Below are 23,467 nucleotides of genomic sequence, written 5' to 3' on the forward strand. Positions count from 1 at the left end.
GAGCGCTTGAACGGGTGTGTGCGATTGATGAAGATACTGCAAATCATTATCAATAAAGCGGGTTTGCGCGGGGGCACGGCGTGATCGACCGCCAGCGCCTCGAATCGATCGTGCGCGAGGCCGGGCGGGTCGCTCTCGAGCGCTGGCCCGGCAACGGCCACACCCCCCACGTCTGGGAAAAGAGCCCCGGCAACCCGGTCTGCGAGGCGGACCTGCTGGTCGACCGCTTCCTGCGGCGCGAGCTGACCCAGTTGCTGCCCTCGGCCGGGTGGCTCTCGGAAGAGACCGCCGATGCCCCGGCCCGGCTCAGCGGCGGGCTGATCTGGCTGGTCGACCCGATCGACGGGACCAAGGACTTCATCGCCGGGCGCGAGGGCTGGGCCGTCTCCGTGGCGCTCGTGCTCTCGGGCCGGCCGCTGCTCGGCATGCTCTATGCCCCGGCGCGCGGCGAGTTCTGGCATGCCGAGGCGGGCAAGGGCGCGTGGCGCAACGGGCGCACGCTGGCGGCCAGCACCCGCAAGGAACTGAACGGCGCGCGCGTGCCCGCCGACTGCCTGCCCGCGATCGATTCGGACCTCAGGCTGGTCGACAAGCCCAATTCGATCGCGCTCAGGATCGCCATGGTGGCGGCGGACGAGGCCGACCTGCTCGCCACCCTGCGCTGGGGCTGGGAATGGGACGTGGGCGCCGCGGCCCTGATCGCGCGCGAGGCCGGCGCCGCTGTGACCGACGCTTTCGGCCAGGCACTGAGCTACAACAAGCGCGATCCGCGCGCCTTCGGCGTGCTGGTCACGGCCCCGGCGATCCATGCCGAGGCGGTGGAGCGGCTGGCCGCGCGGGCCGCGGAGCTTTCGCGGGAATGACCGGCGGCACCGGCCCTCTCCCCCGGCCCAGCCACCCACAGGGTACACTCGATGGGTGGCTGGGCCGGGGGAGAGGGCCGGTACCGCGCAAGGGGCAAGCTTAGCTTGCCCCGATCCATGCACCAGACTCGCCGCGCAAGGGTCAGGCGAATGCCTGACCCGGTCCATGCATCAGATTACTGCCCGCGCGCGCGGGCGACGTCTTCCTGGGTTACCGGCACGATCTTGATCTCGACCCGGCGGTTCTTGCGGCGGCCTTCCTCGGTGGCATTGTCGGCCACGGGCATGGTCTCGCCGTAACCCTGGCTGCGCAGGCGTGCCGCCGCGACGCCCTGCATCGAGAGGTAATTGGCCACGGTGCGGGCGCGGTTTTCCGAGAGGGTCTGGTTATAGGCGTCCGATCCGGTCGAATCGGTGTGGCCGTAAACGTCGATCAGGCTGTCGGGATACTGCTTGAGGCTGTCCGCCACCTTGTCGAGCGTGGCACGGAATTCGGGGCGCAGGGAATAGGAGCCGACGTCGAAGGTCACGCCTTCGGGCAGGTTGACGAGGATCGCCTTGCCGCCATCGGCCGGGGTAACGTCGACGCCGGAGCCGGCGGTCTGCTCCTTGAGCTGCTTGATCTGCTTGTCGTAGGTCGAGCCATAGGCCGCCCCGGCGATGCCGCCGATGCCCGCGCCGATGATCCGGCCGGTGCCGCCGCCGATCAGGCCGCCGAGCAGCAGGCCCGCCAGCGCGCCGCCGCCAGCGCCGATCGCGGTGCGCGAGACCTTCTTCTCGCCCGTGTTGGGATCGGTGACGCAGGCCGAAAGGCTGACCAGCGAAACGGCGCACAGCGCCGAAATGATGACACGCGAATTCTTCATGGTGGCTCCCCCAGTGGTGATCCGGCGCGACCCGGTAATGACCTCTTCGCACGTGGTGCGATCAGGCCGATGATCGCAGGATGAACGGGGCGATGGCAAGCGAAGTTCCCGCCGCCAGCTGTTCTCGGCCCCCTTCGCCTTTGGGCCGGTTTCTGCTAGCCCGCCTGCCGTGAGCCCTTTTCCCTGGTCCGATGTTCTCGTCATAGCAGGCCTGATCCTGCTCAACGGCCTGTTCTCCATGTCGGAGATGGCCATCGTCTCCGCGCGCACGGCGCGGCTGAAGGTGGCGGCCGAGCGCGGCTCGCGCGGGGCGCGGTGCGCGCTCGAACTGGCTGAGAACCCAGGCAAGTTCCTCTCCACCGTACAGATCGGGATCACCCTGGTGGGTATCATCGCCGGCGCCTATTCCGGCGCGAGCCTGGGCGGGCCGATGGCCGAGCGGCTCGCAGCCTGGGGCGTGCCGGCGCGCTACGCCGACGATGCCGGGTTCGTGCTCGTCATCGCGGCGACCACCTATTTCAGCCTCGTCGTCGGTGAACTGGTGCCCAAGCAGGTGGCGCTCAGGCTGTCCGAGCCGATCGCGATCTGGGCCGCCGTGCCGATGCGGGTCATCGCCCGGATCACCGCGCCGCTGGTCTGGCTGCTCGACCGTTCCTCCACCCTGCTGATGCGCGCCCTCGGCCTGCGCCACGCCAGCGAGCAGGACGTGACCGAGGAAGAGATCCACATGATGTTCGCCGAGGCCACCCGCTCCGGCGTGATCGAGGAGGACGAGCGCGCGATCATGACCGGGATCATGCGCCTGGCCGACCGCCCGGTGCGCGAGCTGATGACCCCGCGCACCGAACTCGACACGATCGACCGCCGCGCCACCGAGGCCGACGTGCGCGCCCTGATCAAGGAATCGCCGCATTCGCTCTGGCCCGTCACCGACGGCGAGCCCGACCGGATCATCGGCGTGGTCAAGGTGCGCGACGTCCTGGCCGTGCTGCTGGCGGGTAAGCGGATGCAGGTCGCCCGGCTGATGAAGAAGGCCGAAGTCGTGCCCGACCAGCTCGACGCGATGGACGCCCTGCGCATCCTGCAGGGCGCCGACGTGGCGATGGCGATCGTCCACGACGAATATGGCCACCTCGAAGGCGTGGTCACCCCGGCCGACCTGCTCTCCGCCATCGCCGGGGACTTCGCGTCCTACCAGGACGAAGGCGCGGACCCGATGATCGTCACCCGCGAGGACGGCTCGCTGCTCGTCTCGGGCGCTCTCCCGGTCGACGCGCTGGCCGCGCGCTTCGAACTGGACCTGCCCGAGGACCGGGACTTCGCCACGGCGGCCGGATTCGTCCTCTCGGTGATGAAGCGGCTGCCGAGCGAAGGCGACCACTTTCGCGAACAGGGCTGGCGCTTCGAAGTGGTCGACATGGACGGGCGCAAGATCGACAAGCTGCTACTCAGCCGGGACCTGCCGATCACGGCGGCGGACTGAGGTCTCATTTTCCGCGAAGCAGCTTAAGTTTATGAAGAACAAGGGTTTATGCAGGGGTTAATACCCCTGCACCCCGTTAATTGGCGGCGCTGCGTGGCCATGCAGCGCCGGACGAGCCGGTGAAGCCTGCAAGAGGCCTTCCGGCGCAGGAGACGCGTTCGAGGCAACCTTTCGCACCGCCCCATCCCCGGGAGACGGATTGGGGTGCAGGGGTGTTAACCCCTGCATAAAGTATTGGTTTCCAACGTACTTTTTCAGGCCGAAGCTCGCCCACCCCCGGCCCCTCCCGCCTGCGGGAGGGGAGTTTCAGGCGAGGGCGTCCATCGTCAGGGCCAGCGAGCGGCGCCGCGCGGCGGGGTCGTGGGTGGCCCCGGAGACGATCAGCTCGTCGGCCCCGGTGCGTTCGATGAAGGCGAGGACCGCGGCGCGGACGGCGGCCGGGCTGCCGATGGCCGAGCACTGGCGCATGTGCTCGAGCGACAGGCGCTGCGGGCCGGGCAGGCTTTCACGGTATCCGGGAATCGGCGGGAGAAGCTTGCCCGGGGTGCCGCTGCGCAGGGCAACGAAGGCCTGGTCCTGCGAGGAGGCGAGGAACTGGGCTTCCTCGTCGGTTTCGGCGCAGAACAGGTTGATCCCGGCCATGACGTGGGGCCGGGCGAGGACGGCGGAAGGCTGGAACCGTTCGCGGTAAAGCTTGAGCGCGGCGTCGAGATTGTCGGGCGCGAAGTGGGAGGCGAAGGCGAAGGGCAGGCCGAGATGCGCGGCCAGCTGGGCGCCGAACAGGCTGGAGCCGAGAATCCACAGGTCGACGGCGGCGCCCGCGCCGGGGGTGGCCTGGAGCGGGAGCTTGGGATCGCCGGCGAAGAGGGCCTGCAGTTCCATCACGTGCTGGGGGAAGTATTGCGAGGCCTGCGAGACGTCCTTGTGGAGCATTTGGGCGACGCGGCCATCGGCGCCGGGGGCGCGGCCGAGGCCGAGGTCGATCCGGTCTCCGAACAGGGCGTGGAGGGTGCCGAACTGCTCGGCGATGACGAAGGGGTTGTGATTGGGCAGCATGATGCCGCCCGCGCCGATGCGGATGGTGGCGGTGGCCTGGCCGATGTGGGCGAGGGTGACGGCCGTGGCGCCCCCGGCGATGCCGGGCATGCCGTGATGCTCGGCCACCCAGAAGCGCCTGTAGCCAAGCTGTTCGGCGGCGCGGGCGAGGAGGGCGGCTTCGGCCAGGGCCTCTGCCGGGGTTCCGCCCTCGCGCACGGGGACGAGATCGAGGACGGAAAGCGGGATCATCGGCTGGCGGCGGGCGCGGGGGGATGGGCCGCCGGCTCGGGACCAAGCTGGGCGAGGTAGCCCTTGGCGGTTTCGGCCTCCGGGCTGTTCGGCCCGGCGGTGAGGACCGATTGCCACGACTTGCGGGCCGCCTCCTCGTGGCCCGCGAGCATGGCGATCACCCCGGCCTCGAGGCCGATGGCGGGATCGATCGGGAGAATGTCGGCCGCGCGTTCGATGCGCTGCTGGGCCTCGGCCAGATTGCCCTCGCGGCGAGCGAGAGTGGCGGAAAGCAGCCAGGCCTCGGCATCGTTCGGGCCGGTGAGGCGGGCGTCGGCCAGTGCCGAATCGGCATCGGCGGTGCGTTTCAGGGCGACGAGGGCGCGGGCGCGGTCGAGCGAGATCTCAGTTTCGAGTGTGGGGCTGGCGAGGCCCTTGGCATCCGCCTTGGCCAGGTCGAGCGTGGCGAGGGCGCGCGCGGGCGCGGCGGCGGCGAGGGCGGCATTGCCGGCCATGGCGCCGAGGCGGGCGCGCAGGAGGCGATTCGCGCCCGCGGCTTCGCGCCCGGCGATGAAGGCCTGCTGCGCCGAGGTCCAGTTTTCGAGGCGGCTGTGCGCCATACCGATGCAGAGCTGGGCCTCGGCCTTTTCCGGCCCCTTGGCCTCGGCCAGCCAAGTCTGCGCATCGTCGAGCGCATCGTCGGCGTTATCGTCGACCGCCTCGGCGCAGGCCTTGCCCTTTTCCGAGAGACTGGCGGCGAGGGCGGGGGCGGCGGCAGGCTTGGTGGCGGCCGGAGCCGAAGACCGGGCGCGGGCCGGACGCTCGATCTGCTGCTCGAACGGCGTGCCATTGGTGCCCGGGGCGGTAAAGGGGCCGACCTGGGCGATCAAGGGCAGGAGGGCGAGGGGGAACGGCATCGAAATCCTTTCAATCGGCCCCTGTTGCCGAATCGCGCAGGCCATCGACCGTGCGGAGAAGCAGGGCGAGGTCGGGATCGCGCGAGAGGCGATGGTCGCCGTCCTTGATCAGGGTGACCTGCACGTCGGCTGAACGCAGCGCGGTGGCGAGGCTCAGCGCGGTGTCCCACGGCACGTCGAGATCGTGCTGGCCTTGCAGGATGCGGACCGGGCAGGCGACGTCCACCGGGCGGTGGAGCAGGCGGTTTTCCTGCCCGTCGGCCCAGAACAGGGGATGCGTGGGGGTCGGCTCGGGGCCGTAGGGGTTTTCCTCATAGAGCGTCTCGCCGGTGACAAGCAGGGCCTTCTGGGCATCGTCAAAGCCCCAGTCGGTGAAGTCGGGCGCGGGGGCTATGCCGACGAGGGCGTTGACCCGATTGCCCAGCGCCTCGGCGAGGAGCAGCATCAGCCAGCCGCCCATCGAGGAGCCGGCAAGGATCAGTTCGCGCGCCGGGCACACGGCGGCGAGGAGGGCGAGCACTTCATCGCGCCAGCGGGTGAGCGAGCCATCGGCGAAGAGGCCGGAGCTTTGCCCGCAGCCCGAATAGTCCAGCAGCAGGCAGGGCTGGCCCCGCGCGGCGGCATGATCGAACAGGAAGGTGGCCTTGGAGCCGGCCATGTCCGACATGTAGCCGGGGAGGAAGACGAGGACCGGGCCGGGGCCGTCGGTGAAGCGGTGGGCGATGCGGCGGCCATCGGGCAGGGCGAGGAATGCGGGCTCGGTCATGCTCCCGATCTAGGCCGCTCCAAGATGAAGGCAAGCCGTGTGGCCCAACCTGTGTGGACGGGGCGGGCGGGCGCCGCTAAGGGCCTGTGCCATGTCCGAGATGTTCAAGATCAGCCTGCCCGATGGTTCCGTCCGCGAGATGCCGGAGGGATCGACCCCGCTCGACGTCGCCGCCGCGATCGGCCCCGGCCTTGCCAAGGCGGCGCTCGCCGCCAAGGTGGACGGCGAGTTGGTCGACCTGACCCGGCCGTTTACCGGCAATGCCCAGTTGGCGCTGGTGACGAGCCGCGACGAGGCCGAGGCGCTGGAGCTGGCGCGGCATGACTATGCCCACGTGCTGGCCGAAGCGGTGCAGGCGGTGTTTCCGGGCACGCAGATCACTTTCGGCCCGGCGACGGACGACGGCTTCTATTACGACTTCGCGCCCAAGGACCGCCCGTTCACCGACGAGGACCTGCCGGCGATCGAGGCCGAGATGCGCAAGATCATCGCCGCGAACAAGCCGCTGCGCCGCGAGGTCTGGAGCCGCGAGCAGCTGATTTCGCGCTGGAAGCAGCAGGGCGAGAGCTTCAAGGCCGAATGGGCCGCCGAACTGCCGGGCGACGAGGACCTGACGGTTTACTGGTCGGGTGACGACTGGCTGGACATGTGCCGCGGGCCGCATCTGCCGAGCACCGGCAAGCTCGATCCGGCGGCCTTCAAGCTGACCCGCGTTTCGGGCGCCTACTGGCGCGGCGACCAGAAGAACGCGATGCTTTCGCGCATCTACGGCACCGGCTGGCTCAACAAGAAGCAGCTCGACGCGCACCTGACCCGGCTGGAAGAGGCGGCCAAGCGCGACCACCGCAAGCTGGGCGGGGAAATGGACCTGTTCCACCTCCAGGCCGAAGCGCACGGCTCGGTGTTCTGGCACCCCAAGGGCTACAAGATCTGGCGCGAGCTGGAGAGCTACATGCGCCGCGCGATCGACGGCGCGGGCTACCGCGAGGTCAAGACCCCGCAGGTGATGGACGCCCGGCAGTGGGAACAGTCCGGCCACTGGGGCAAGTACCGCGAGAACATGTTCGTCATCCCCGACGAGGTGCCCAACGTCGACGACGAGGGCCCGATCGTGTCGAACGATGCGGACTGGATGGCGCTCAAGCCGATGAACTGCCCGGCCCACGTGCTGATCTTCCGGCAGGGCATCAAGTCGTACCGCGAGCTGCCGCTGCGGCTTTACGAGAACGGCTGCTGCCACCGCAACGAGCCGCACGGCGCGCTGCACGGGCTGATGCGCGTGCGCCAGTTCACCCAGGATGACGCCCACATCTTCTGCCGCGAGGACCAGATCGTGGCCGAGGTCCAGGCCTTCTGCGAACTGGCCGACCGGGTCTACAAGGACTTCGGTTTCACCTACTCGATCAAGCTGGCCCTGCGCCCGGAAAAGCGCTTCGGCACGGAAGAGATGTGGGACAAGGCGGAGAGCGAACTGCGCGCCGCCGTGGTCCGCGCGGGCCTGGCCACCGAGGAATACGGCTGGGAAGAACTGCCCGGCGAAGGCGCGTTCTATGCGCCCAAGCTGGAATGGCACCTGACCGACGCGATCGGCCGGACCTGGCAGGTCGGCACGATCCAGTCCGACCGCGTGCTGCCCGAGCGGCTCGATGCCAGCTACATCGGCGAGGACGGCGAGAAGCATCGCCCGGTCATGCTGCACCGCGCGATCTTCGGCTCCTACGAACGCTTCATCGGCATCCTGATCGAGCACTTCGCCGGCAAGCTGCCGGTCTGGCTCGCCCCAGTGCAGGCCGTGGTGGCAACGATCGTGTCCGACGCCGATGACTATGCCCGCGACGTCGCCGCGCAGCTGGCCGCCGCCGGGATTCGCGTGGAAACCGACCTGCGCAACGAGAAGATCAACTACAAGGTGCGCGAGCACTCGCTGCAGAAGGTTCCGCACCTGCTGGTGGTGGGCAAGCGCGAAGCCGACGAGGGCACCGTGGCGATCCGCACGCTGGGTGAGGAACGGCAGAAGTTCGTCTCGCTGGGCGAGGCGATTGCCATGCTCAAGGGTGAGGCTTCGGCGCCGGACCTGCGGTAATTTCTTCCGCGAAGCGGCTTCAAGGGAAAAGGGATGTTGCAGGGGTTAATACCCCTGCACCCCGTTAATTGTCGGCCTTGGCGAATCCGTGCGAGGTCGCGTGATCCGGCGATTCTGCTTGTCTCCCGGCGCAGCCTCGGCGCGCGAGGCATCACCGGACGCTGGCCTATCGCCGGAAGACGTAACGGGGTGCAGGGGCAATGCCCTCTGCATTAACCTACCGAATTTTCAGAAATTTGAGAGGCTCAAAGCCCCGGCAGGGCCTGCCCGGCCATGATCAGCGCCAGTGCGCAGCCGCAGACCACGCCGCGGCGGAGCCATTCGTTGGCGGGTGCGGAGACGAGAGCGATTGCCTGAGCCATGGGCGCGTTTTGCGCCCGGAGTCCTTACCGGCCCGTTAAAGAGCGCCCTGTTCGACCTTGGCGGGCATCTGCTGGCTGGCGCAGTGGAACGAGCCGCCGCCCATCAGGACGGCGTCGGCCATCAGGCCGATCGTGGCGCGATCGGGGAACAGTTCGGCGATGGCGGCGACACCGTCGGCATCGTGGACCGTTCCGTAGATCGGCACGACGACCAGCTTCGAGGTGATGGCGAAGTTCATGTAGGAGGCCGGTTCGACCCGGTCGCCGCTGGTGACGAGGCCGGGCGAGGGCACTTCGGCAACCTTGAGGCCGAAGGCGAGGGCGCGGGCCTTGGCGTCAGCGTAGATTTCGGCGTTGGGATCGCTGGGCCCGGTGGCGCGGGGGAGGGCGAGGACGCCGGGGGCGACGAAGCGGGCGAGATTGTCGACATGGCCGTCGGTGTGGTCGTTGATCAGGCCCTCGCCCAGCCACAGCACGCGGGTAAAGCCGAGGTCTCGCCGCAGGTTGGCCTCGATCTGCTCGCGCGAGAGGTTGGGGTTGCGGTTGGGATTGAGCAGGCATTGTTCGGTCGTGGCGACGAGGCCGGTGCCATCACAATCGAGCGCGCCGCCTTCGAGGATCCAGTCGGCGGCTTCCACGGCAAGGCCCGCGCTGGCGGCAAGGTCGGCGCCGATTTCCTGATCCCCGTCCATCAGGTACTTGCCGCCCCAGCCGTTGAAGGCGAAGCGATGCGCCCGGCGTTCACCACCTTCGGCGCAGAGCACCAGCGGGCCGGTGTCGCGCAGCCAGACATCGCCGTAAGTGCGCCGCTCGAGCCTGACCGAGGCGCTGGCGAGCCGGGCGGCGCGGGCCTCGTTGGCGGCGTCGCGCACGATCAGGCGCACTTCCTGGCCCATTTCGGCGACGGCGCTGGCGAAAGCGGCGATCTGTTCCTGCGCGGCGCCGAGGAAGCCGGGCCATTCGGTCTCGTCGTGCGGGAAGCCGATCCACAGCCAGTCCTGCGGGTGCCATTCGGGCGGCATGTGGAAGGGGGCGGACATGGCGGCAGATTCCTCGAAAAAGCAGGACCGGGCTGATGGCAAAGGGGCAGGGGAGAGGCAAGCGCCTTGATCCGCATCCGGGGAGCGGGCAGGGATAGGCTGTGAACGCCGCGACTGCCTATGACTGGGAAAACGCCCTTGCCCGGGCGCGTGCCCATTCCCCGTTTCTGTCCGGACTGCTCGACCGCCAGCCGGAACTGGCGGAGCGGCTGGAGGCCGGCGAAATGTCGGCCGCGCTTGGCTGGGCCCAGCGCGCCGGACAAGGCGCGCCGGATGTTTCCAGCGCGCTGCGCCGGGAGAAGCGCGGGCTGGCCCTTGCGCTGGGGCTGGGCGATCTGGCCGGGGCCCTGCCGCTGGCCGCGGTGATGCGCGAGCTTTCCGACTTTGCCGACCGCGCGCTGGATGCGGCCATCGCCGAGGCGATCACCAACCGGGTGCCCGATGCCGAGCCGGCCGGGTTCATCGCGCTGGCGCTGGGCAAGCACGGGGCACAGGAGCTGAACTACAGTTCGGACATCGACCCGATCCTGCTCTACGATCCCGAGACCCTGCCCCGGCGCGAGCGCGACGATCCGGGCGAGGCGGCGGCGCGGATCGCGCGGCGCGTGGTCCAGACCATGGGGCACATCGATGCCGAGGGCTATGTGTTCCGGGTGGACCTGCGCCTGCGCCCGGCCTCGGAAGTCTCGCCCCCGGCGATCCCGGTCGAGGCGGCACTGGCCCATTATGAATCAAGCGCGCTGGCCTGGGAACGGGCGGCCTTCATCCGGGCGCGAGCCTGCGCCGGGGATATCGATGAGGGGCGCGATTTCCTCAATGCGATCCGGCCGTTCGTCTGGCGCAAGAGCCTCGATTTCGGGGCGATTGCCGAGATCGGCAGGCTGACCGCGCGAATCCGCGAGAGCCACAAGGGCGCCTTGCAGCCGGGGCCGGGATTCAACCTCAAGACCGGGCGCGGCGGGATCCGCGAGGTGGAATTCTATGCCCAGACGCACCAGCTGATCCACGGCGGGCGCAACCCGGCCCTGCGCCTACGCGGCACGCGGGCAACGCTGGATGCGCTGGCCGAGGCGGGGATCATTGCCAGCGACGATGCCGCCGTGCTGGGCGAAAGCTATGACCGGCTGCGCGTGCTCGAACACCGCCTGCAAATGGTGCAGGACCAGCAGACCCATTCGCTGCCCGGCGACGAGGCCGGGCTCGACAATGTCGCGCGGCTCGACGGCCTGGCCGACGGGGCCGAGCTGGTGGCCGAGCTGGAGACGATCACCGAGGCAGTGGGGCGGCGCTATGACAAGCTGATCGCCGCCCATGGCAACCCTTCGGGCAAGGCCGTGGCCGTGCCCCGGCAGGAAGAGCCGGCCCAGCTGGCGCGCGAACTGGCGGAGCTGGGCTTTCCCGAGAGCGAACAGCTGGCCGAGCGGATCGAGGGCTGGCGGCAGGGCAAGGTGCGGGCGCTGCGCTCAGCCGCGGCCCGCGCCGCTTTCGAGACGATCCAGCCGGCCCTGTTGGCCGCGCTCGCCCGTTCGCCCGATCCGGCACGGGCCTTCAACCGCTGGGAGCAGCTGCTGGCCCGTCTGCCCAGCGCGCTCAACCTGTTTCACCTGCTGGAGGCGCGCCCGGCCCTGCTCGCGCTGATGGCCCAGGTGCTCAGCCTCGCCCCGCCGCTGGCCGATGCCCTGGCGCGGCGGGCCGATCTGCTCGATCCGCTGATCGACGCCACGGCCTTCGACCTGCCGGGCAGCGTGAGCGAGCTCGCCCGCGACTTTGCCGATGGCGAGGACGGCGACGATTACCAGCGCATGCTCGACCGGGTGCGGCGGCGGGTGAGCGAAGTGCGCTTTGCCCTTGGCGTGCAGTTGATCGAGGGGGCGACCGATCCGCTCGCCATCGCGGCGGCATCCTCACGCGTGGCCGAAGCGGCGCTGACCGTGCTGGCGCGGGCAACGATCGCCGAATTCCGCCAGGCCCACGGGGTGGTGCCGGAGAGCGAGCTGGTGATCCTCGGCCTCGGCCGGTTCGGCGGCGGCGCCCTGACCCATGCCTCGGACCTCGACATCGTTTACCTGTTCACCGGCGATCACGAGGCCGAGAGCGACGGGCCGCGCCCGATCGGGGCGACGCTCTACTACAACCGGCTGGCCCAGCGGATCAGCGGGGCGCTGTCGGTGCCGACCGCCGAGGGGGCGCTCTACGAGGTGGACACCCGGCTGCGCCCCTCGGGCACGCAGGGCCCGCTGGTGGTGAGCTACGATTCGTTCGAGCGCTACCAGTGCGAGCAGGCCTGGACCTGGGAGCACATGGCGCTGTGCCGGGCGCGGGTCCTGCTGGGCTCGGCCCCGGCCGCCACCGCGCTGGGCGAAGTGATCGAGCGGGTGCTGACCGCCCCGCGCGAGGCGGGCAAGCTGAGGGCCGAAGTGCTAGAAATGCGCAGCAAGATGGCGCAGCACAAGCCGGCGAAAGGCCCGCTCGATGCCAAGCTGGGCCGGGGCGGGCTGGTCGACCTGGAATTCATCGTCCACTATCTGCAATTGCGCCACGGGGTGGGGCTTTCGCCCTATCTGCCCCTGGCCATCGCTGCACTGGCCAAAGCGGGGCTATGCCCGGCGGGACTGGGCGCTGCCCATGACCGGCTGACGCGGCTGCTGGTCTCGGTCCGGCTGCTGGCGCCCGATGGCGAGGAGCCAGCCGAAGGCCCGCGCGCGGCGCTCGCCAAGGCCTGCGGGTGCGACGATTGGCAAGCTGTTTTGACCAGCTTCGCCGAGGCCCGCGCGGTGGTGCGCAGCGCCTGGGGCGAGGTGTTCGGCGAGGAACTGGAGAGCGAATGATGATCAAGCCGATGGTGGGCGCGGCCCTGCCCGATATTGTGCTGGAAGCGCCCGATGGCAGCGCGGTGAAGCCCTCGGACTTTGCCGGGCGCAAGCTGGTCCTGTTCTTCTACCCCAAGGACGATACCCCCGGCTGCACCACGGAAAACATCGACTTTTCCGCGCTCTCGGCCGATTTTGCGGCGGCGGATACCGCCCTGCTCGGCATTTCCAAGGACCCGCCGGCCAAGCATGCGAAGTTCATCGCCAAGCATGGCCTGTCCGCACCGCTCGCCACCGATGCGGCCGAGGGCGGCCTGTCCGACGCGCTGGGGATCTGGACCGAGAAGGTCAATTACGGCCGGACCTACATGGGCATGGTGCGCACGACGATCCTGCTCGGGCGCGACGGCAAGGTCGCGCGGGTGTGGGACAAGGTGAAGGTCAAGGGCCATGCCGCCGAAGTGCTCGAAGCGGCGCGGGCGCTCGATTGAGTTCGCCACGATGAACAAGCCGAGGGCAGGCGAACGGAGCCTGGCCGCCGCGATCCGCGCGGCGCTGGTCGAATGCGAGCCCTATCGCAAGGTGATGCTGACACGGGCCGCGGCGCGCGACTGGCGGGCCGGGCGGCTGGCCTTCGTGTTCGACGTGGACATGCCCGACCGGCCGGGGCGGCCCGAGGCCCCCGAGCTGCTGCCCCCGAACCGGATGCCCAAGCGCGGGCGCGGCAATTCCGAGCGTGGGCGGATCGCGCTGTGGCACGCGCTGGCCCATATCGAGTTCGTCGCGATCGATCTCGCGCTCGACATGGTCGGGCGCTTCGGCGCGGAAATGGGGGAGGAATTCGTCAGTGATTTCCTCGCGGTCGCCGCCGACGAGGCGCTGCACTTTGGGCTGATCGCGCGGAAGCTGCGTTCGCTGGGCAGTTTCTATGGCGCCCTGCCGGCGCATGACGGGCTGTGGGAATCGGCCCATGCCACGCGGCACGACGTGGCCGCCCGGCTGGCCGTGGTGCCGATGGTACTGGAGGCGCGCGGGCTCGACGTCACGCCGGGAACGCTCGTTCGGGTGCGCGAGAGCGGCGATGAAAACGGGGCGCGAATTCTCGAACGAATCCTTGACGATGAGATTCGCCACGTCCGGTTCGGGTCAACGCATTTCGCCGCAGTCTGTGCGCTCAATGGTGAATCGGTGGAAAACCATTGGAAAACCTTGGTCCAGCGGTACTTCAGGGGCCTGATTAAGCCACCGTTCAACGACTCGGCGCGCCAAGCTGCCGGTCTATCGCGCAGTCTCTATGGTGGTGTTGCCATGTCGGAACAGGACAGGTAGCCCACAACCACCGAGACGGCGGGGGGTTCCGACCATCTCAGAAAAATCGCGGTTTCTTCAGGCTGACCAGAGCCGGGGAGACTGAAAGACAGGGGTCTGCATGGCCCGCCTGCCTTCAACGGCAGGCGTGTGCCGGACAACAAGGTAGTAACTGAGTGGTCGCTCTTGTGTTTTTCCCGAAGTTTCGCGCCCTTGTGGCGATGGCGGCTGCTGCCGCCTCGCTCTTCAACGTGAACCCGGTCCTCGCCAACGCCAGCGCCAATGCTGATGTACTTGCCCCGCTGCGCGCCGCCGAGGCGACCAAGCAGCAGAGCGGCGACGAGGAATTCCGCCAGCTCTTCGCTTCATGGAAGCAGATGGACAAGCCCGCCGCCCGCCAGAACCTGGTGGCGATGCAGCCGCGCATCGGCGGCACCATCCCCGGTTTCGGCCCCAGCTTCGGCGCCTCGCAGCCGGTCTCCATTCCCTCGCTGATCCCGCTCGACAACGTCCGCCTCTCCAGCGACTACGGCATGCGCACGCACCCGGTCCTGGGTGGCAAGCGCGCCCACAAGGGCGTTGACCTTGCCGCGCCGGTCGGCACCCCGATCCGCGCTTCGGCCGACGGCGTCGTCAGCCGCGCCGACTGGTTCAGCTCCTACGGTCTTTACGTCAGCCTCGAGCATGGCGGCCAGATCGAAACCCGTTACGGCCACATGTCGCGCCTCAACGTCGCGGCGGGCCAGACCGTCCACAAGGGCGACATCATCGGTTACGTCGGCACCACCGGCCGCTCGACCGGCCCGCACCTCCACTACGAAGTGCGCATCGCCGGCGAAGCCGTCAGCCCGATCCCCTACCTCCAGAACGGCAAGGTCGAACGCCTCGGCAAGGACGCGGGCGAACTGGCCATGGGCAGCGGAGACGAATAAGCGAGCAATTCGCACACCGAACCGCGCAAACAAGACGCGGGCGGAAAGACGCACTTTGGAGAGGGTGCATCGGAAATCGGGCGGCCACTGGCCGCCCTTTTTCTTTGAGGCCCCGGCATATCCTCGGCTCGCTTCTGCCCATTTCGGTGATTCGATTGAGTCAGGGCGCAAGAACGGGTATCTTCGGGACGGACGGGAAATGGCACATCCAGGAGATGTGTAATGACCCAGATCGATGCTTCGATCGGGCGTATCGCTTGTTCCGCGATTGCGACTTGCAGCATGGCTCTTGCCGCTTGCGGCGAAGGAGGCGGCACTATCGCCTCGGCATCAATGCCGATCGCCGCGCCGCAAGTCCCTGCCTCGGCGCCTCCAGCGGCGGTCAGACCGAGCCAGACCTCCGGAACCTATCTCGCCATCTCGACCCAGCCGGGCCAGCTGACCATCACGGTTGACAAGGCTACCGGCACCTACAGTTTGACCTCCACGGATCCTACCATCCTTCCCGTCAACCAGGCCAGTCTTACCCAGGTCCATAGTGGGAGCGGACTCCAAGGGACAACCCTGCCGTCGGGCGACCGGGTCAAGAGCTACCTCTGGCTGTGGCAGATCGGGAGCGCGCAGCATGTCGACATGGGTGAATGGTTGTACCAGGTCTTGGCACCGGCACCCGACGATACGGAAAAGAAGACTGTCCTGACCTATTTCGTCTTTGGCGACCGCACTCCCGCCGCAGACATGCCCCTCACCGGCAGGGCGACTTACAGCAGGGTTGCCACGAACCTGGCCTGTGATTGTTACGCCACGATCAATCTTTCCGCGGACTTCGGCGCCGGATCGATCGCGACCACATTGGCAGCCGTTGGCCAGATGTTCGACGGGCGCGATCACGACCTGCAGGCATCCGGACAAGGATCCATTTCGACGACCGGCACTTTCGGCCTTGGCCTGGCCGGGACCAGCAAGGCCGCCGTGACCAGTGGCGGCACCGAGACCCTTGCGGTGAACGGGCGCATGGACGGAGCCTTTTTCGGTCCGAAAGCCGGAGAGATCGGCGGCGCCTTCGCGTTACAGACGCCGCAGGGCGACAGGTTTTTCGGAACCTTCGCCGGAGCGAAGGACTGACGGCGCGGCGACCGCGCAAACGATGGCCGGCGCCGCCCGGTCAGTCCTTAGTCAGAGCCCGAGCAGCCGTTTCGCCATGGCGCGGGTTTCGTCGGCCATGTCGGGGCGGTCCAGCGCCAAGGCCAGCGTGGCCTCGACGAAACCGATCTTCGAGCCGCAGTCATAGCGCTTGCCGGCGAAAGTGACCGCGTGGAACGGCTGGGTGCCGATCATCCGGGCCATGGCATCGGTCAGCTGGATTTCGCCGCCGGCACCCTTTTCCTGGCATTCGAGCGTGCGCATCACCTCGGGCTGGAGGATGTAGCGGCCGGAGATGATGAGGTTGGAAGGCGCGTCTTCCCGCTTCGGTTTCTCGACCAGGCCGGTAACCTCGGTCAGGCTGGCCGACACTTTCGCGCCGGGGGCGATCACGCCGTAGCTGGAGACTTCGTCTTCCGGGACTTCGAGCACCGAGATCAGGTTGCCGCCGACCTGGTTATAGGCCTCGACCATCTGCTTCATGCAGCCGGGCGCACCGATCATCAGTTCGTCGGGCAGAAAGATCGCAAAAGGTTCCTCGCCCACGATGGCCCGGGCGCACCAGATGGCGTGGCCGAGCCCCAGCGGCACCTGCTGGCGCACGGCGACGAGGTTGCCCGGCTGGATCCGGGTGGCAGCGAGGATATCGAGCACCTTGCCGCGATCGGCCATGGTCGCCTCAAGCTCGAAGGCGGTGTCGAAATGCTCGACGATCGCGGTCTTGCCGCGGCCGGTGACGAAGATCAGCTGTTCGATGCCGGCCTCGCGCGCCTCGTCCACCGCATACTGGATCAGCGGCCGGTCGATAATCGGCAGCATTTCCTTGGGGATTGCCTTCGTCGCCGGAAGAAAGCGGGTGCCGAGGCCGGCAACCGGGAACACGGCCTTGCGGATCGGTTTGCGCACGTTGAATTAAGCCCCTGAGCAGAAAGGTTATTGCCATCGCGACCCGCGCTGCACTGCAGCTAAGCAGAATGCCGGAGGCAGTTCAATCCTGCGCCCGCAAGGTTGCAGCCGTGCGAAAGGTGGCGGGGGACGCGCCCGGCTTATTGCGGGACGGGACGCAGCCCACTACACGGCTGGGATGGACAAGATCATCATCGAGGGGGGCAAGCGGCTTTCGGGCACGCTGCCGATTTCCGGAGCCAAGAATTCCGCGCTGACCCTGCTGCCGTGCGCCCTGCTGACGGACGAGCCGCTGACCCTGCGCAACCTGCCGCGGCTGGCCGACATCGACGGGTTCCAGCACCTGCTCAACCAGTTCGGCGTGACCACGACGATCGCTGGTTCGCGGCCAGAGGACTTTGGCCGGGTGATGACCCTCGCCGCCACGCGGATGACCTCGACCGTGGCGCCCTATGAACTGGTGCGCAAGATGCGTGCCTCGATCCTCGTGCTCGGGCCGATGCTGGCGCGGATGGGCGAGGCGACCGTTTCGCTGCCCGGCGGCTGCGCCATCGGCAACCGCCCGATCGACCTGCACCTCAAGGCGCTTGAAGCGCTGGGCGGACAAATCGAACTGGCCGCCGGCTACGTTCGCGCGATTGCTCCCGATGGCGGCCTGCCGGGCGGGCGCTATTCCTTCCCGGTGGTCTCGGTCGGCGCGACCGAGAACGCACTGATGGCCGCCGTGCTGGCCAAGGGCAAATCGACCCTGCACAATGCCGCTCGCGAGCCCGAGATCGTCGACCTGTGCCGCCTGCTGGTCGCGATGGGCGCGCAGATCGAGGGGATCGGCACCTCCGACCTGACCATCCACGGCGTGCCGCGCCTGCACGGCGCGACGTACCGGGTCATGTCCGACCGGATCGAGGCTGGCTCCTATGCCTGCGCCGCCGCCATCACCGGGGGCGAGGTGACCCTGCAGCACGCGGTAATCGAGGAGATGGAGGCGACCGTCCAGGCCCTGCGCGACGCCGGGGTGATCGTCGAGCCGCGGGCAGACGGGATCTATGTCGCCGCCGACGGCCCGCTCAAGGCGGTCACGCTCTCCACCGCGCCCTATCCCGGTTTCGCCACCGACATGCAGGCCCAGCTGATGGCCCTGCTGTGCCGCGCCGAGGGGGCCAGCGTGCTGACCGAGACGATCTTCGAGAACCGCTACATGCACGTGCCCGAGCTCAACCGCATGGGCGCGCACATCGAGACCAAGGGCCGCACCGCCGTGGTCCACGGGGTGGGCAAACTGACCGGGGCCGAAGTGATGGCGACCGACCTGCGCGCCTCGATGAGCCTCGTGATCGCCGGCCTTGCCGCCGAGGGCGAGACCCAGGTCCACCGGCTCTACCACCTCGACCGCGGCTATGAGCGGCTGGAGGAAAAGCTGGCTCTGGTCGGCGCGCAGATCGAGCGGGTTGGCGGAGATTAAACGCGGAACCCGGGAACCTGACTGACCTCCTCGCGCGTTGATGGAATGAAAGCCCTTCAGCCTCGAGGAGTATTCCGATGGCCCTGTTCAAGCTCGCGTGTGTCAGCGCCGCTGCCTACGCGCTCTATCGCTACGCTACCCACCAGCGACAACACGAAGGCCATGTCGCTTTCGCCGACGGTGAGACCAACGGCGCCAACTTCACCAAGGTCCGCCACGCCGGGCCGCAGGGAATGCGGTCCGATCCGCCCGAGTGGGACAAGACCGACGAAGCCAGCGACGAAAGCTTCCCGGCCAGCGATCCGCCGGGCACCTATTGATGATCGCGCCGTTTTTCGTTCGCGAAGCGCATTAAAAAATTGTTTTAGAAAGAAGGGTTTATGCAGGGGCTAATACCCCTGCACCCCTGTTCTTTGCCGTTGCGAATCCATGCCGCGTTGAACTGACACCGCAAGGCTGACAGGTCCGGGGTCTGGGGCTTAGTTTACCCTGAGCGGCCGGCCTGCCGGCCAGCCGAAGGGGCCCCAGGACTTCCCACTTTCTTTCTTCCCGAAATCTATTCCGCTTCGCGGATTTGCAGGCGCGCCACGAGCCAGCAGCGCACCGCCCCGGCAAGGCCGGGCGGCGTGGGCGCGACGATGCGTTCGGAGTCGATCCTGCCGACGAGGGCGTTGATCGGCAGGCCCTCGGCCTCGGCGGCGGCGTGGAGCATGTCCCAGAACAGAGGTTCGAGGCTGATCGAGGTCTTGTGGCCGGCGATTTCGACCGAGCGCTTGACCGGCGGGTGGAAGAGGTCGTCGTCGTCCATCACAGCAGGACGTCCGCAGCGTGGAGGAGGAGGCCGACGCTGCCGCCGACGAGGGTGCCGTTGATCCGGATGAACTGGAGATCGCGGCCGACGGCGCCTTCGATCCGGGTGGTGACGGTTGAGCTGTCCCAGCCTTTGACGGTTTCGGAGACGAGGCGGACGATCTGGTCGCCATAGCGGTGAGCCGTGCCGACGAGGGTGCGGCGCGCGAAGCGGTTGACGAGGCGCTGGAGGTGGGGGTCGTCGCGCAGGGCTTGGCCCAACTCGCCGCTGGCACGGCCGATAGCCTCGCCGATCGGGCCGGAGAGGGCGCCGGACGGATCGCGCAGGGCGCGCAAGCTGGCGGCGCGCAGGCGCTCCCACATCGCGTCGAGCCATGCCGCGATGGCCGGGTTGGCGAGCAGTTCGCCCTTGAGCGCGGCGACGCGGGCCTGAGTGGCGGGATCGTGAGCGAGATCGCGGGCGAGGGTTTCGAGACCTTCCTCGGCCTTGCGGCGCAGAGGGTGGTTCGGATCGACCATGCATTCGGCGAGGAGCTTGTAGAGCCCGTCGAGGATGGCATTGGCGAGACGTTCGTCGAGCCCGGTCCAGCGCAGGACGGCGTTGGCGCGGTCGTGAATCAGGGCGCGAATCATGCCCTCGTTGGCCTCGAGCGTGAGGCCGGCCCAGTGGAGCAGGCTTTCGAGCACGGCAAGGTGGCGCCTGTCAGCAATGGCGGCGGCGAGCATCTGGCCGAGCAGCGGGGCGAGGTCGAGCTTTTCGAGCTGCGTGCGGAGCCCGCCCTTGACCATGGCGCCAAGCTGTTCGGGATCGAGCGCTTCGAGCACGTCGGCGAGGAGATCGGCCCCGCCTTCGCGCAAGCGCGAGGGGCCGCCGCGCGGAGCCGCGAGGAAGTCCCCCGCCATGGCGGCCAGGTTCATCGCCCCGAGGCGGCGGGCGACAACCTGGGGGGTGAGGAAATTGGCACGCAGGAAGGCGGCCATCGAATCGGCGATGCGGTCCTTGTTTTCCGGGATGATCGCGGTGTGCGGGATCGGTAGGCCGAGGGGATGACGGAACAGGGCGGTGACGGCGAACCAGTCCGCCAGTCCGCCGACCATGGCCGCCTCGGCGAACGACAGGGCCCAGCCCCAACCGGGATGGGCCGGTGCCATGTGGCGGGCGAGCAGGAACAGGCTGGCCATGGCGACCAGCAGGCCGGTTGCCACCCGGCGCATGGTCCGGGCGCGATCGGGGGCGATTGCTGCGGTCGCGATCACTCGGCCGGGAGCTGCGCGTCTGGGCGGTCAGCCTGGGCGGGCAGGGCGTGGTGCGGCTCGAAGGTCAGGAACCGGCGGCGCAGCAGCGGGCCGACCCGCTTTTCAAAGCCGTCGGCAAGGCTGAAGGCGGCCGGGACGATCAGCAGGGTCAGCGCGGTCGACAGGATCAGGCCGCCGATCACGACGATGCCCATCGGCGCGCGCCAGGCCGCATCGCCCGAGAGCGAGACCGCCGTGGGGACCATGCCGGCGGTCATCGCCACGGTGGTCATCACGATCGGCACGGCGCGCTTGTGGCCGGCTTCGACCACGGCCTCGAACTTGGACTTGCCGGCCGCCATTTCCTCGATCGCGAAGTCGATCAGCAGGATCGAGTTCTTGGCGACGATGCCGAACAGCATGAGGATGCCGATGATCACCGGCATCGAGATCGGCTGGCCAGTGATCAGCAGGGCAATCAGACCGCCGAGCGGGGCGAGGAACAGCGAGCCCATGTTGACCAGCGGCGAGACGAAGCGGTGATAGAGCAGGACCAGCACCGAGAAGACCAGCAGGATCCCGGCCACCACGGCGAAGGCGGCGTTGACGATCATCTCGTTCTGCCAGCGGTCCTCGCCAAACAGGGTGTTCGTGACCCCGGCGGGCAGGTTCTTCATGACCGGCAGGGCATTGATCGCGGTCATCGCATCGCTCTTGATCACGCCGCGGGCGAGATCTGCCCCGATGAAGACGCGGCGCTGCTGGTTGTAGCGCTGGATCGAGGTGGGCCCCGAACCGAAGGCGATGTCGGCCACGCGCGAGAGGGGAACCGTGCCGCCGCTAGCCGTCGGCACGGGCAGGTTGGCGATGTTGGAGAGATCGCGCCGGGCCGATTCGGGCATCCGCACCCGGATCGGCACCTGCCGGTCGGACAGCGAGAACTTGGCGGCGTTCTGGTCGATCTCGCCGATCGTGGCGATGCGGATTGCCTGGCTCATCGCCTGGGTGGTGACCCCGAGGCTGGCGGCAAGGTCCATGCGCGGGGTGATGACCACCTCGGGCCGGCGCATGTCGGCCGAGACGCGCGGGGCGACTACGCCGGGAATGCCCTTCATCTGTTCGACGAGGGTGGCGGCGGTCTGTTCGAGCAGGCGCGAATCGGTGCCGGCGAGCATGACCGAGATCGGCCGCCCGCTGCCCCCGCCGCCGCCCATGCCCATGGACTGGAAGGTAACCCGGGCATCGGGGATCTGTTGCAGGCTCGGAGTCATTTCCCGCTGGAATTCGACCAGCTTCTTGTCGCGGTCCTTGCGCATGACCAGGAAAACGCGCGCCGAGCCTTCCGAGATCCGCTCGAGCACGGATTCCACCTCGGGCCGGGCACGGAGCAGCCCGGCGACCTCGCCGGAGACCTGCTCGGTCTGCCGGAGGGTGGTGCCGGGGACCATCTCGACCCGGACCTGGGCGATATTGCCATTTTCGTCGGGGAAGAACTGCGAGGGGACGATGAAGAACATCGAAGCGGTCAGCAGCAGGGCGCCGAGGGCCATGCCGATCATTGCCACGCGGTGATCGCGCAGGCGGGCGGCGAGGCGCTGGCCAATAGTCAGGTGCCCGGCGGCGCCCCGGTGGCGGGCACGGTAGGCTTCGGCCTTCGAGGCATCGAGCGACCAGTGCAGGACCTTGAGGTAGCGGTCCATCCACGCCCCGCCGGCATGTTCGGCCTCGCCATGCGCCTTGATGAAATAGGCCGCGACCATCGGCGTGATCATCCGCGCGACGGCAAGGCTCATCAGCACCGAGACCACCACGGTCAGGCCGAAGTTCTTGAAGAACTGCCCCGAGACGCCCGGCATCAGGCCCACCGGCAGGAACACCGCGACGATCGAGAAGGTGGTGGCGACGACCGCGAGGCCGATCTCGTCCGCCGCGTCGATCGAGGCCTGGTAAGCGGTCTTGCCCATGCGCATGTGGCGCACGATGTTCTCGATCTCGACGATCGCGTCGTCGACCAGCACGCCCGCGACGAGGCCGAGTGCGAGCAGCGACATCTGGTTGAGGGTGAAGCCGAGCAGGCTCATGAACCAGAAGGTGGGAATGGCCGAGAGCGGGATGGCAAGGGCCGAAACCGCGGTTGCCCGCCAGTCACGCAGGAAGAAGAAGACCACGACCACGGCGAGGACCGCGCCTTCGACCATGGCCGACATCGAGCTTTCGTATTGCCGCTTGGTATAGTCGACCGTGTTGACCAGCTTGGTGAACCTGATCCCGGGATTGGCCTTCTCGATATCGCGCAGGGCGGCCTCGGTCGCGTCGTAGACGCTGACGTCGGAGGCGCCGCGCGCGCGGGTGATGCCGAAGGTGACGACCTGCTTGCCGTTCATCTTGGCGATCGAGGTGACCTCGGCCTGACTGTCGCGCACCGTCGCCACGTCGGCCAGCTTGATCGTGCGCCCGCCGCCGAGCGGGATCTGGGTCTGCGACAGTTCATAGGCATCGGCGGCATTGCCGAGCACGCGGACCGACTGGCGCGAACCGGCGATTTCGGCCCGGCCGCCGGCGGCATTGGTGTTGAGCAGGCGCAGCTGGGTGTTGACCTGGGCCGCCGTGACCCCGGCCGACTGCATTCGCGCCGGATCGAGGGTGACGAGAATTTCGCGGTTGACCCCGCCGCCGCGCCCGACCGTCGCCATGCCGTCGATCGAGAGCAGGCGCTTGGCCACGGTATCGTCGATGAACCACGAGAGCTGCTCGAGGGTCATGTCGTCGGCCGAGACGGCGAAATAGGCGATCGGCTCGGACGAAGTCTGGGCCTTGATTACCGAGGGTTCGAGAATCCCGTCCGGCAGGTCGCCGCGGGCCTGGTCGACCGCGTTCTTGACCTCGTTTACCGCCTCGATGATGTCGTCCCCGATCTGGAACTCGATCATGGTCAGGCTCTGGCCTTCGGACGCGGTCGAACTGATAGACTGGACCCCCGAGACCGAGCGCACGGCGGATTCGATCCGCTGGGTGACCTGTTTCTCGATCTCGGTCGGCGCGGCGCCGGGCTGGGTGATCGTGACGATCACCATCGGGAATTCGATGTCTGGCTGCTGCTGCACCTCCATCCGGGCGAAGCTGACGAGGCCCATCAGCATCAGCCCGGCGAAGATCACCAGCGGAACGACCGGGTTGCGGATCGACCAGGCCGAGATGTTGCGCAGGCTCATCG

General features: G+C 68.2%; 19 protein-coding genes. 10 read left to right on the forward strand and 9 right to left on the reverse strand.

Annotated elements, in window-relative coordinates; genetic code table 11:
• Positions 1-80 precede the first annotated feature (80 nt).
• Positions 81-863 (forward strand): inositol monophosphatase family protein, encoded by a 783-nt coding sequence (locus H7F51_RS02930; RefSeq protein ID WP_185662718.1) that lies wholly within the window; start codon positions 81-83, stop codon positions 861-863.
• 176 nt (positions 864-1,039) lie between these two features.
• Here the strand turns inward: H7F51_RS02930 and H7F51_RS02935 are convergent, their stop codons facing one another.
• Positions 1,040-1,729, reverse strand: a complete 690-nt coding sequence (locus tag H7F51_RS02935) for a YiaD family glycine zipper/OmpA-like lipoprotein (RefSeq protein ID WP_185662719.1) — start codon at positions 1,727-1,729, stop codon at positions 1,040-1,042.
• A 169-nt stretch (positions 1,730-1,898) separates the two neighbouring features.
• Between H7F51_RS02935 and H7F51_RS02940 the strand changes: the two genes are divergently transcribed.
• On the forward strand, positions 1,899-3,212 hold the full coding sequence (locus tag H7F51_RS02940; RefSeq protein WP_185662720.1) for a CNNM domain-containing protein: 1,314 nt from the start codon (positions 1,899-1,901) through the stop codon (positions 3,210-3,212).
• A gap of 306 nt (positions 3,213-3,518) precedes the next feature.
• On the opposite strand, the gene H7F51_RS02945 is transcribed toward H7F51_RS02940, so the two are convergent.
• The 3 genes from H7F51_RS02945 to H7F51_RS02955 are packed head-to-tail and all read right to left on the reverse strand — an operon-like array spanning position 3,519 to position 6,161.
• Positions 3,519-4,499, reverse strand: a complete 981-nt coding sequence (locus H7F51_RS02945; protein WP_185662721.1) for an LLM class flavin-dependent oxidoreductase — start codon at positions 4,497-4,499, stop codon at positions 3,519-3,521.
• On the reverse strand, positions 4,496-5,395 hold the full coding sequence (locus tag H7F51_RS02950) for a tetratricopeptide repeat protein (protein ID WP_185662722.1): 900 nt from the start codon (positions 5,393-5,395) through the stop codon (positions 4,496-4,498). The genes H7F51_RS02945 and H7F51_RS02950 overlap by 4 nt, the downstream gene beginning before the upstream one ends.
• A gap of 10 nt (positions 5,396-5,405) precedes the next feature.
• Complete coding sequence (locus tag H7F51_RS02955; protein ID WP_185662723.1) at positions 5,406-6,161, reverse strand: alpha/beta hydrolase; 756 nt, start codon at positions 6,159-6,161, stop codon at positions 5,406-5,408.
• A 91-nt stretch (positions 6,162-6,252) separates the two neighbouring features.
• Here H7F51_RS02955 and thrS point away from each other — a divergent pair, with 91 nt between their 5' ends.
• Complete coding sequence (thrS, locus tag H7F51_RS02960) at positions 6,253-8,244, forward strand: threonine--tRNA ligase (RefSeq protein WP_185662724.1); 1,992 nt, start codon at positions 6,253-6,255, stop codon at positions 8,242-8,244.
• Between the two features lie 397 nt (positions 8,245-8,641).
• On the opposite strand, the gene H7F51_RS02965 is transcribed toward thrS, so the two are convergent.
• Complete coding sequence (locus H7F51_RS02965) at positions 8,642-9,646, reverse strand: agmatine deiminase family protein (RefSeq protein WP_185662725.1); 1,005 nt, start codon at positions 9,644-9,646, stop codon at positions 8,642-8,644.
• Between the two features lie 101 nt (positions 9,647-9,747).
• On the opposite strand from H7F51_RS02965, the gene H7F51_RS02970 reads away from it, so the two are divergent.
• The 5 genes from H7F51_RS02970 to H7F51_RS02990 all read left to right on the forward strand — a co-directional run bounded on the left by H7F51_RS02970 (position 9,748) and on the right by H7F51_RS02990 (position 15,821).
• The gene (locus tag H7F51_RS02970; protein WP_185662726.1) at positions 9,748-12,474 is read left to right on the forward strand and encodes a bifunctional [glutamine synthetase] adenylyltransferase/[glutamine synthetase]-adenylyl-L-tyrosine phosphorylase; all 2,727 of its coding nucleotides are present in this window, start codon (positions 9,748-9,750) and stop codon (positions 12,472-12,474) included.
• Positions 12,471-12,947 (forward strand): peroxiredoxin, encoded by a 477-nt coding sequence (locus H7F51_RS02975; RefSeq protein ID WP_185662727.1) that lies wholly within the window; start codon positions 12,471-12,473, stop codon positions 12,945-12,947. The genes H7F51_RS02970 and H7F51_RS02975 overlap by 4 nt, the downstream gene beginning before the upstream one ends.
• A 10-nt stretch (positions 12,948-12,957) precedes the next feature.
• Positions 12,958-13,785, forward strand: a complete 828-nt coding sequence (locus H7F51_RS02980; RefSeq protein ID WP_185662728.1) for a ferritin-like domain-containing protein — start codon at positions 12,958-12,960, stop codon at positions 13,783-13,785.
• Positions 13,786-13,940: 155 nt separating this feature from the next.
• A complete protein-coding gene (locus tag H7F51_RS02985) occupies positions 13,941-14,696 on the forward strand; it encodes a M23 family metallopeptidase (protein WP_425491000.1) in 756 nt (251 codons plus the stop codon).
• A gap of 222 nt (positions 14,697-14,918) precedes the next feature.
• A complete protein-coding gene (locus tag H7F51_RS02990) occupies positions 14,919-15,821 on the forward strand; it encodes a transferrin-binding protein-like solute binding protein (protein ID WP_185662729.1) in 903 nt (300 codons plus the stop codon).
• A 51-nt stretch (positions 15,822-15,872) separates the two neighbouring features.
• On the opposite strand, the gene galU is transcribed toward H7F51_RS02990, so the two are convergent.
• A complete protein-coding gene (galU, locus tag H7F51_RS02995; protein ID WP_185662730.1) occupies positions 15,873-16,745 on the reverse strand; it encodes a UTP--glucose-1-phosphate uridylyltransferase GalU in 873 nt (290 codons plus the stop codon).
• A 178-nt stretch (positions 16,746-16,923) separates the two neighbouring features.
• Between galU and murA the strand changes: the two genes are divergently transcribed.
• Together murA and H7F51_RS03005 are read left to right on the forward strand one after the other, a co-directional pair.
• Positions 16,924-18,207 (forward strand): UDP-N-acetylglucosamine 1-carboxyvinyltransferase, encoded by a 1,284-nt coding sequence (murA, locus tag H7F51_RS03000; RefSeq protein WP_185662731.1) that lies wholly within the window; start codon positions 16,924-16,926, stop codon positions 18,205-18,207.
• A gap of 77 nt (positions 18,208-18,284) precedes the next feature.
• Positions 18,285-18,527: a hypothetical protein gene (locus H7F51_RS03005; protein WP_185662732.1), complete on the forward strand. Its 243-nt coding sequence runs from the start codon at positions 18,285-18,287 to the stop codon at positions 18,525-18,527.
• A 236-nt stretch (positions 18,528-18,763) separates the two neighbouring features.
• Here H7F51_RS03005 and H7F51_RS03010 read toward each other — a convergent pair whose 3' ends face one another.
• From H7F51_RS03010 to H7F51_RS03020, 3 genes are read right to left on the reverse strand one after another with little or no spacing between them, the layout of a single operon-like run.
• The gene (locus tag H7F51_RS03010) at positions 18,764-19,015 is read right to left on the reverse strand and encodes a ribbon-helix-helix domain-containing protein (RefSeq protein ID WP_185662733.1); all 252 of its coding nucleotides are present in this window, start codon (positions 19,013-19,015) and stop codon (positions 18,764-18,766) included.
• On the reverse strand, positions 19,015-20,232 hold the full coding sequence (locus H7F51_RS03015) for a DUF445 domain-containing protein (protein WP_185662941.1): 1,218 nt from the start codon (positions 20,230-20,232) through the stop codon (positions 19,015-19,017). The genes H7F51_RS03010 and H7F51_RS03015 overlap by 1 nt, the downstream gene beginning before the upstream one ends.
• 38 nt (positions 20,233-20,270) lie before the next feature.
• Complete coding sequence (locus H7F51_RS03020; RefSeq protein WP_185662734.1) at positions 20,271-23,465, reverse strand: efflux RND transporter permease subunit; 3,195 nt, start codon at positions 23,463-23,465, stop codon at positions 20,271-20,273.
• Positions 23,466-23,467 lie beyond the last annotated feature (2 nt).

This window comes from Novosphingobium flavum (assembly GCF_014230315.1).
Lineage (GTDB): Bacteria > Pseudomonadota > Alphaproteobacteria > Sphingomonadales > Sphingomonadaceae > Novosphingobium > Novosphingobium flavum.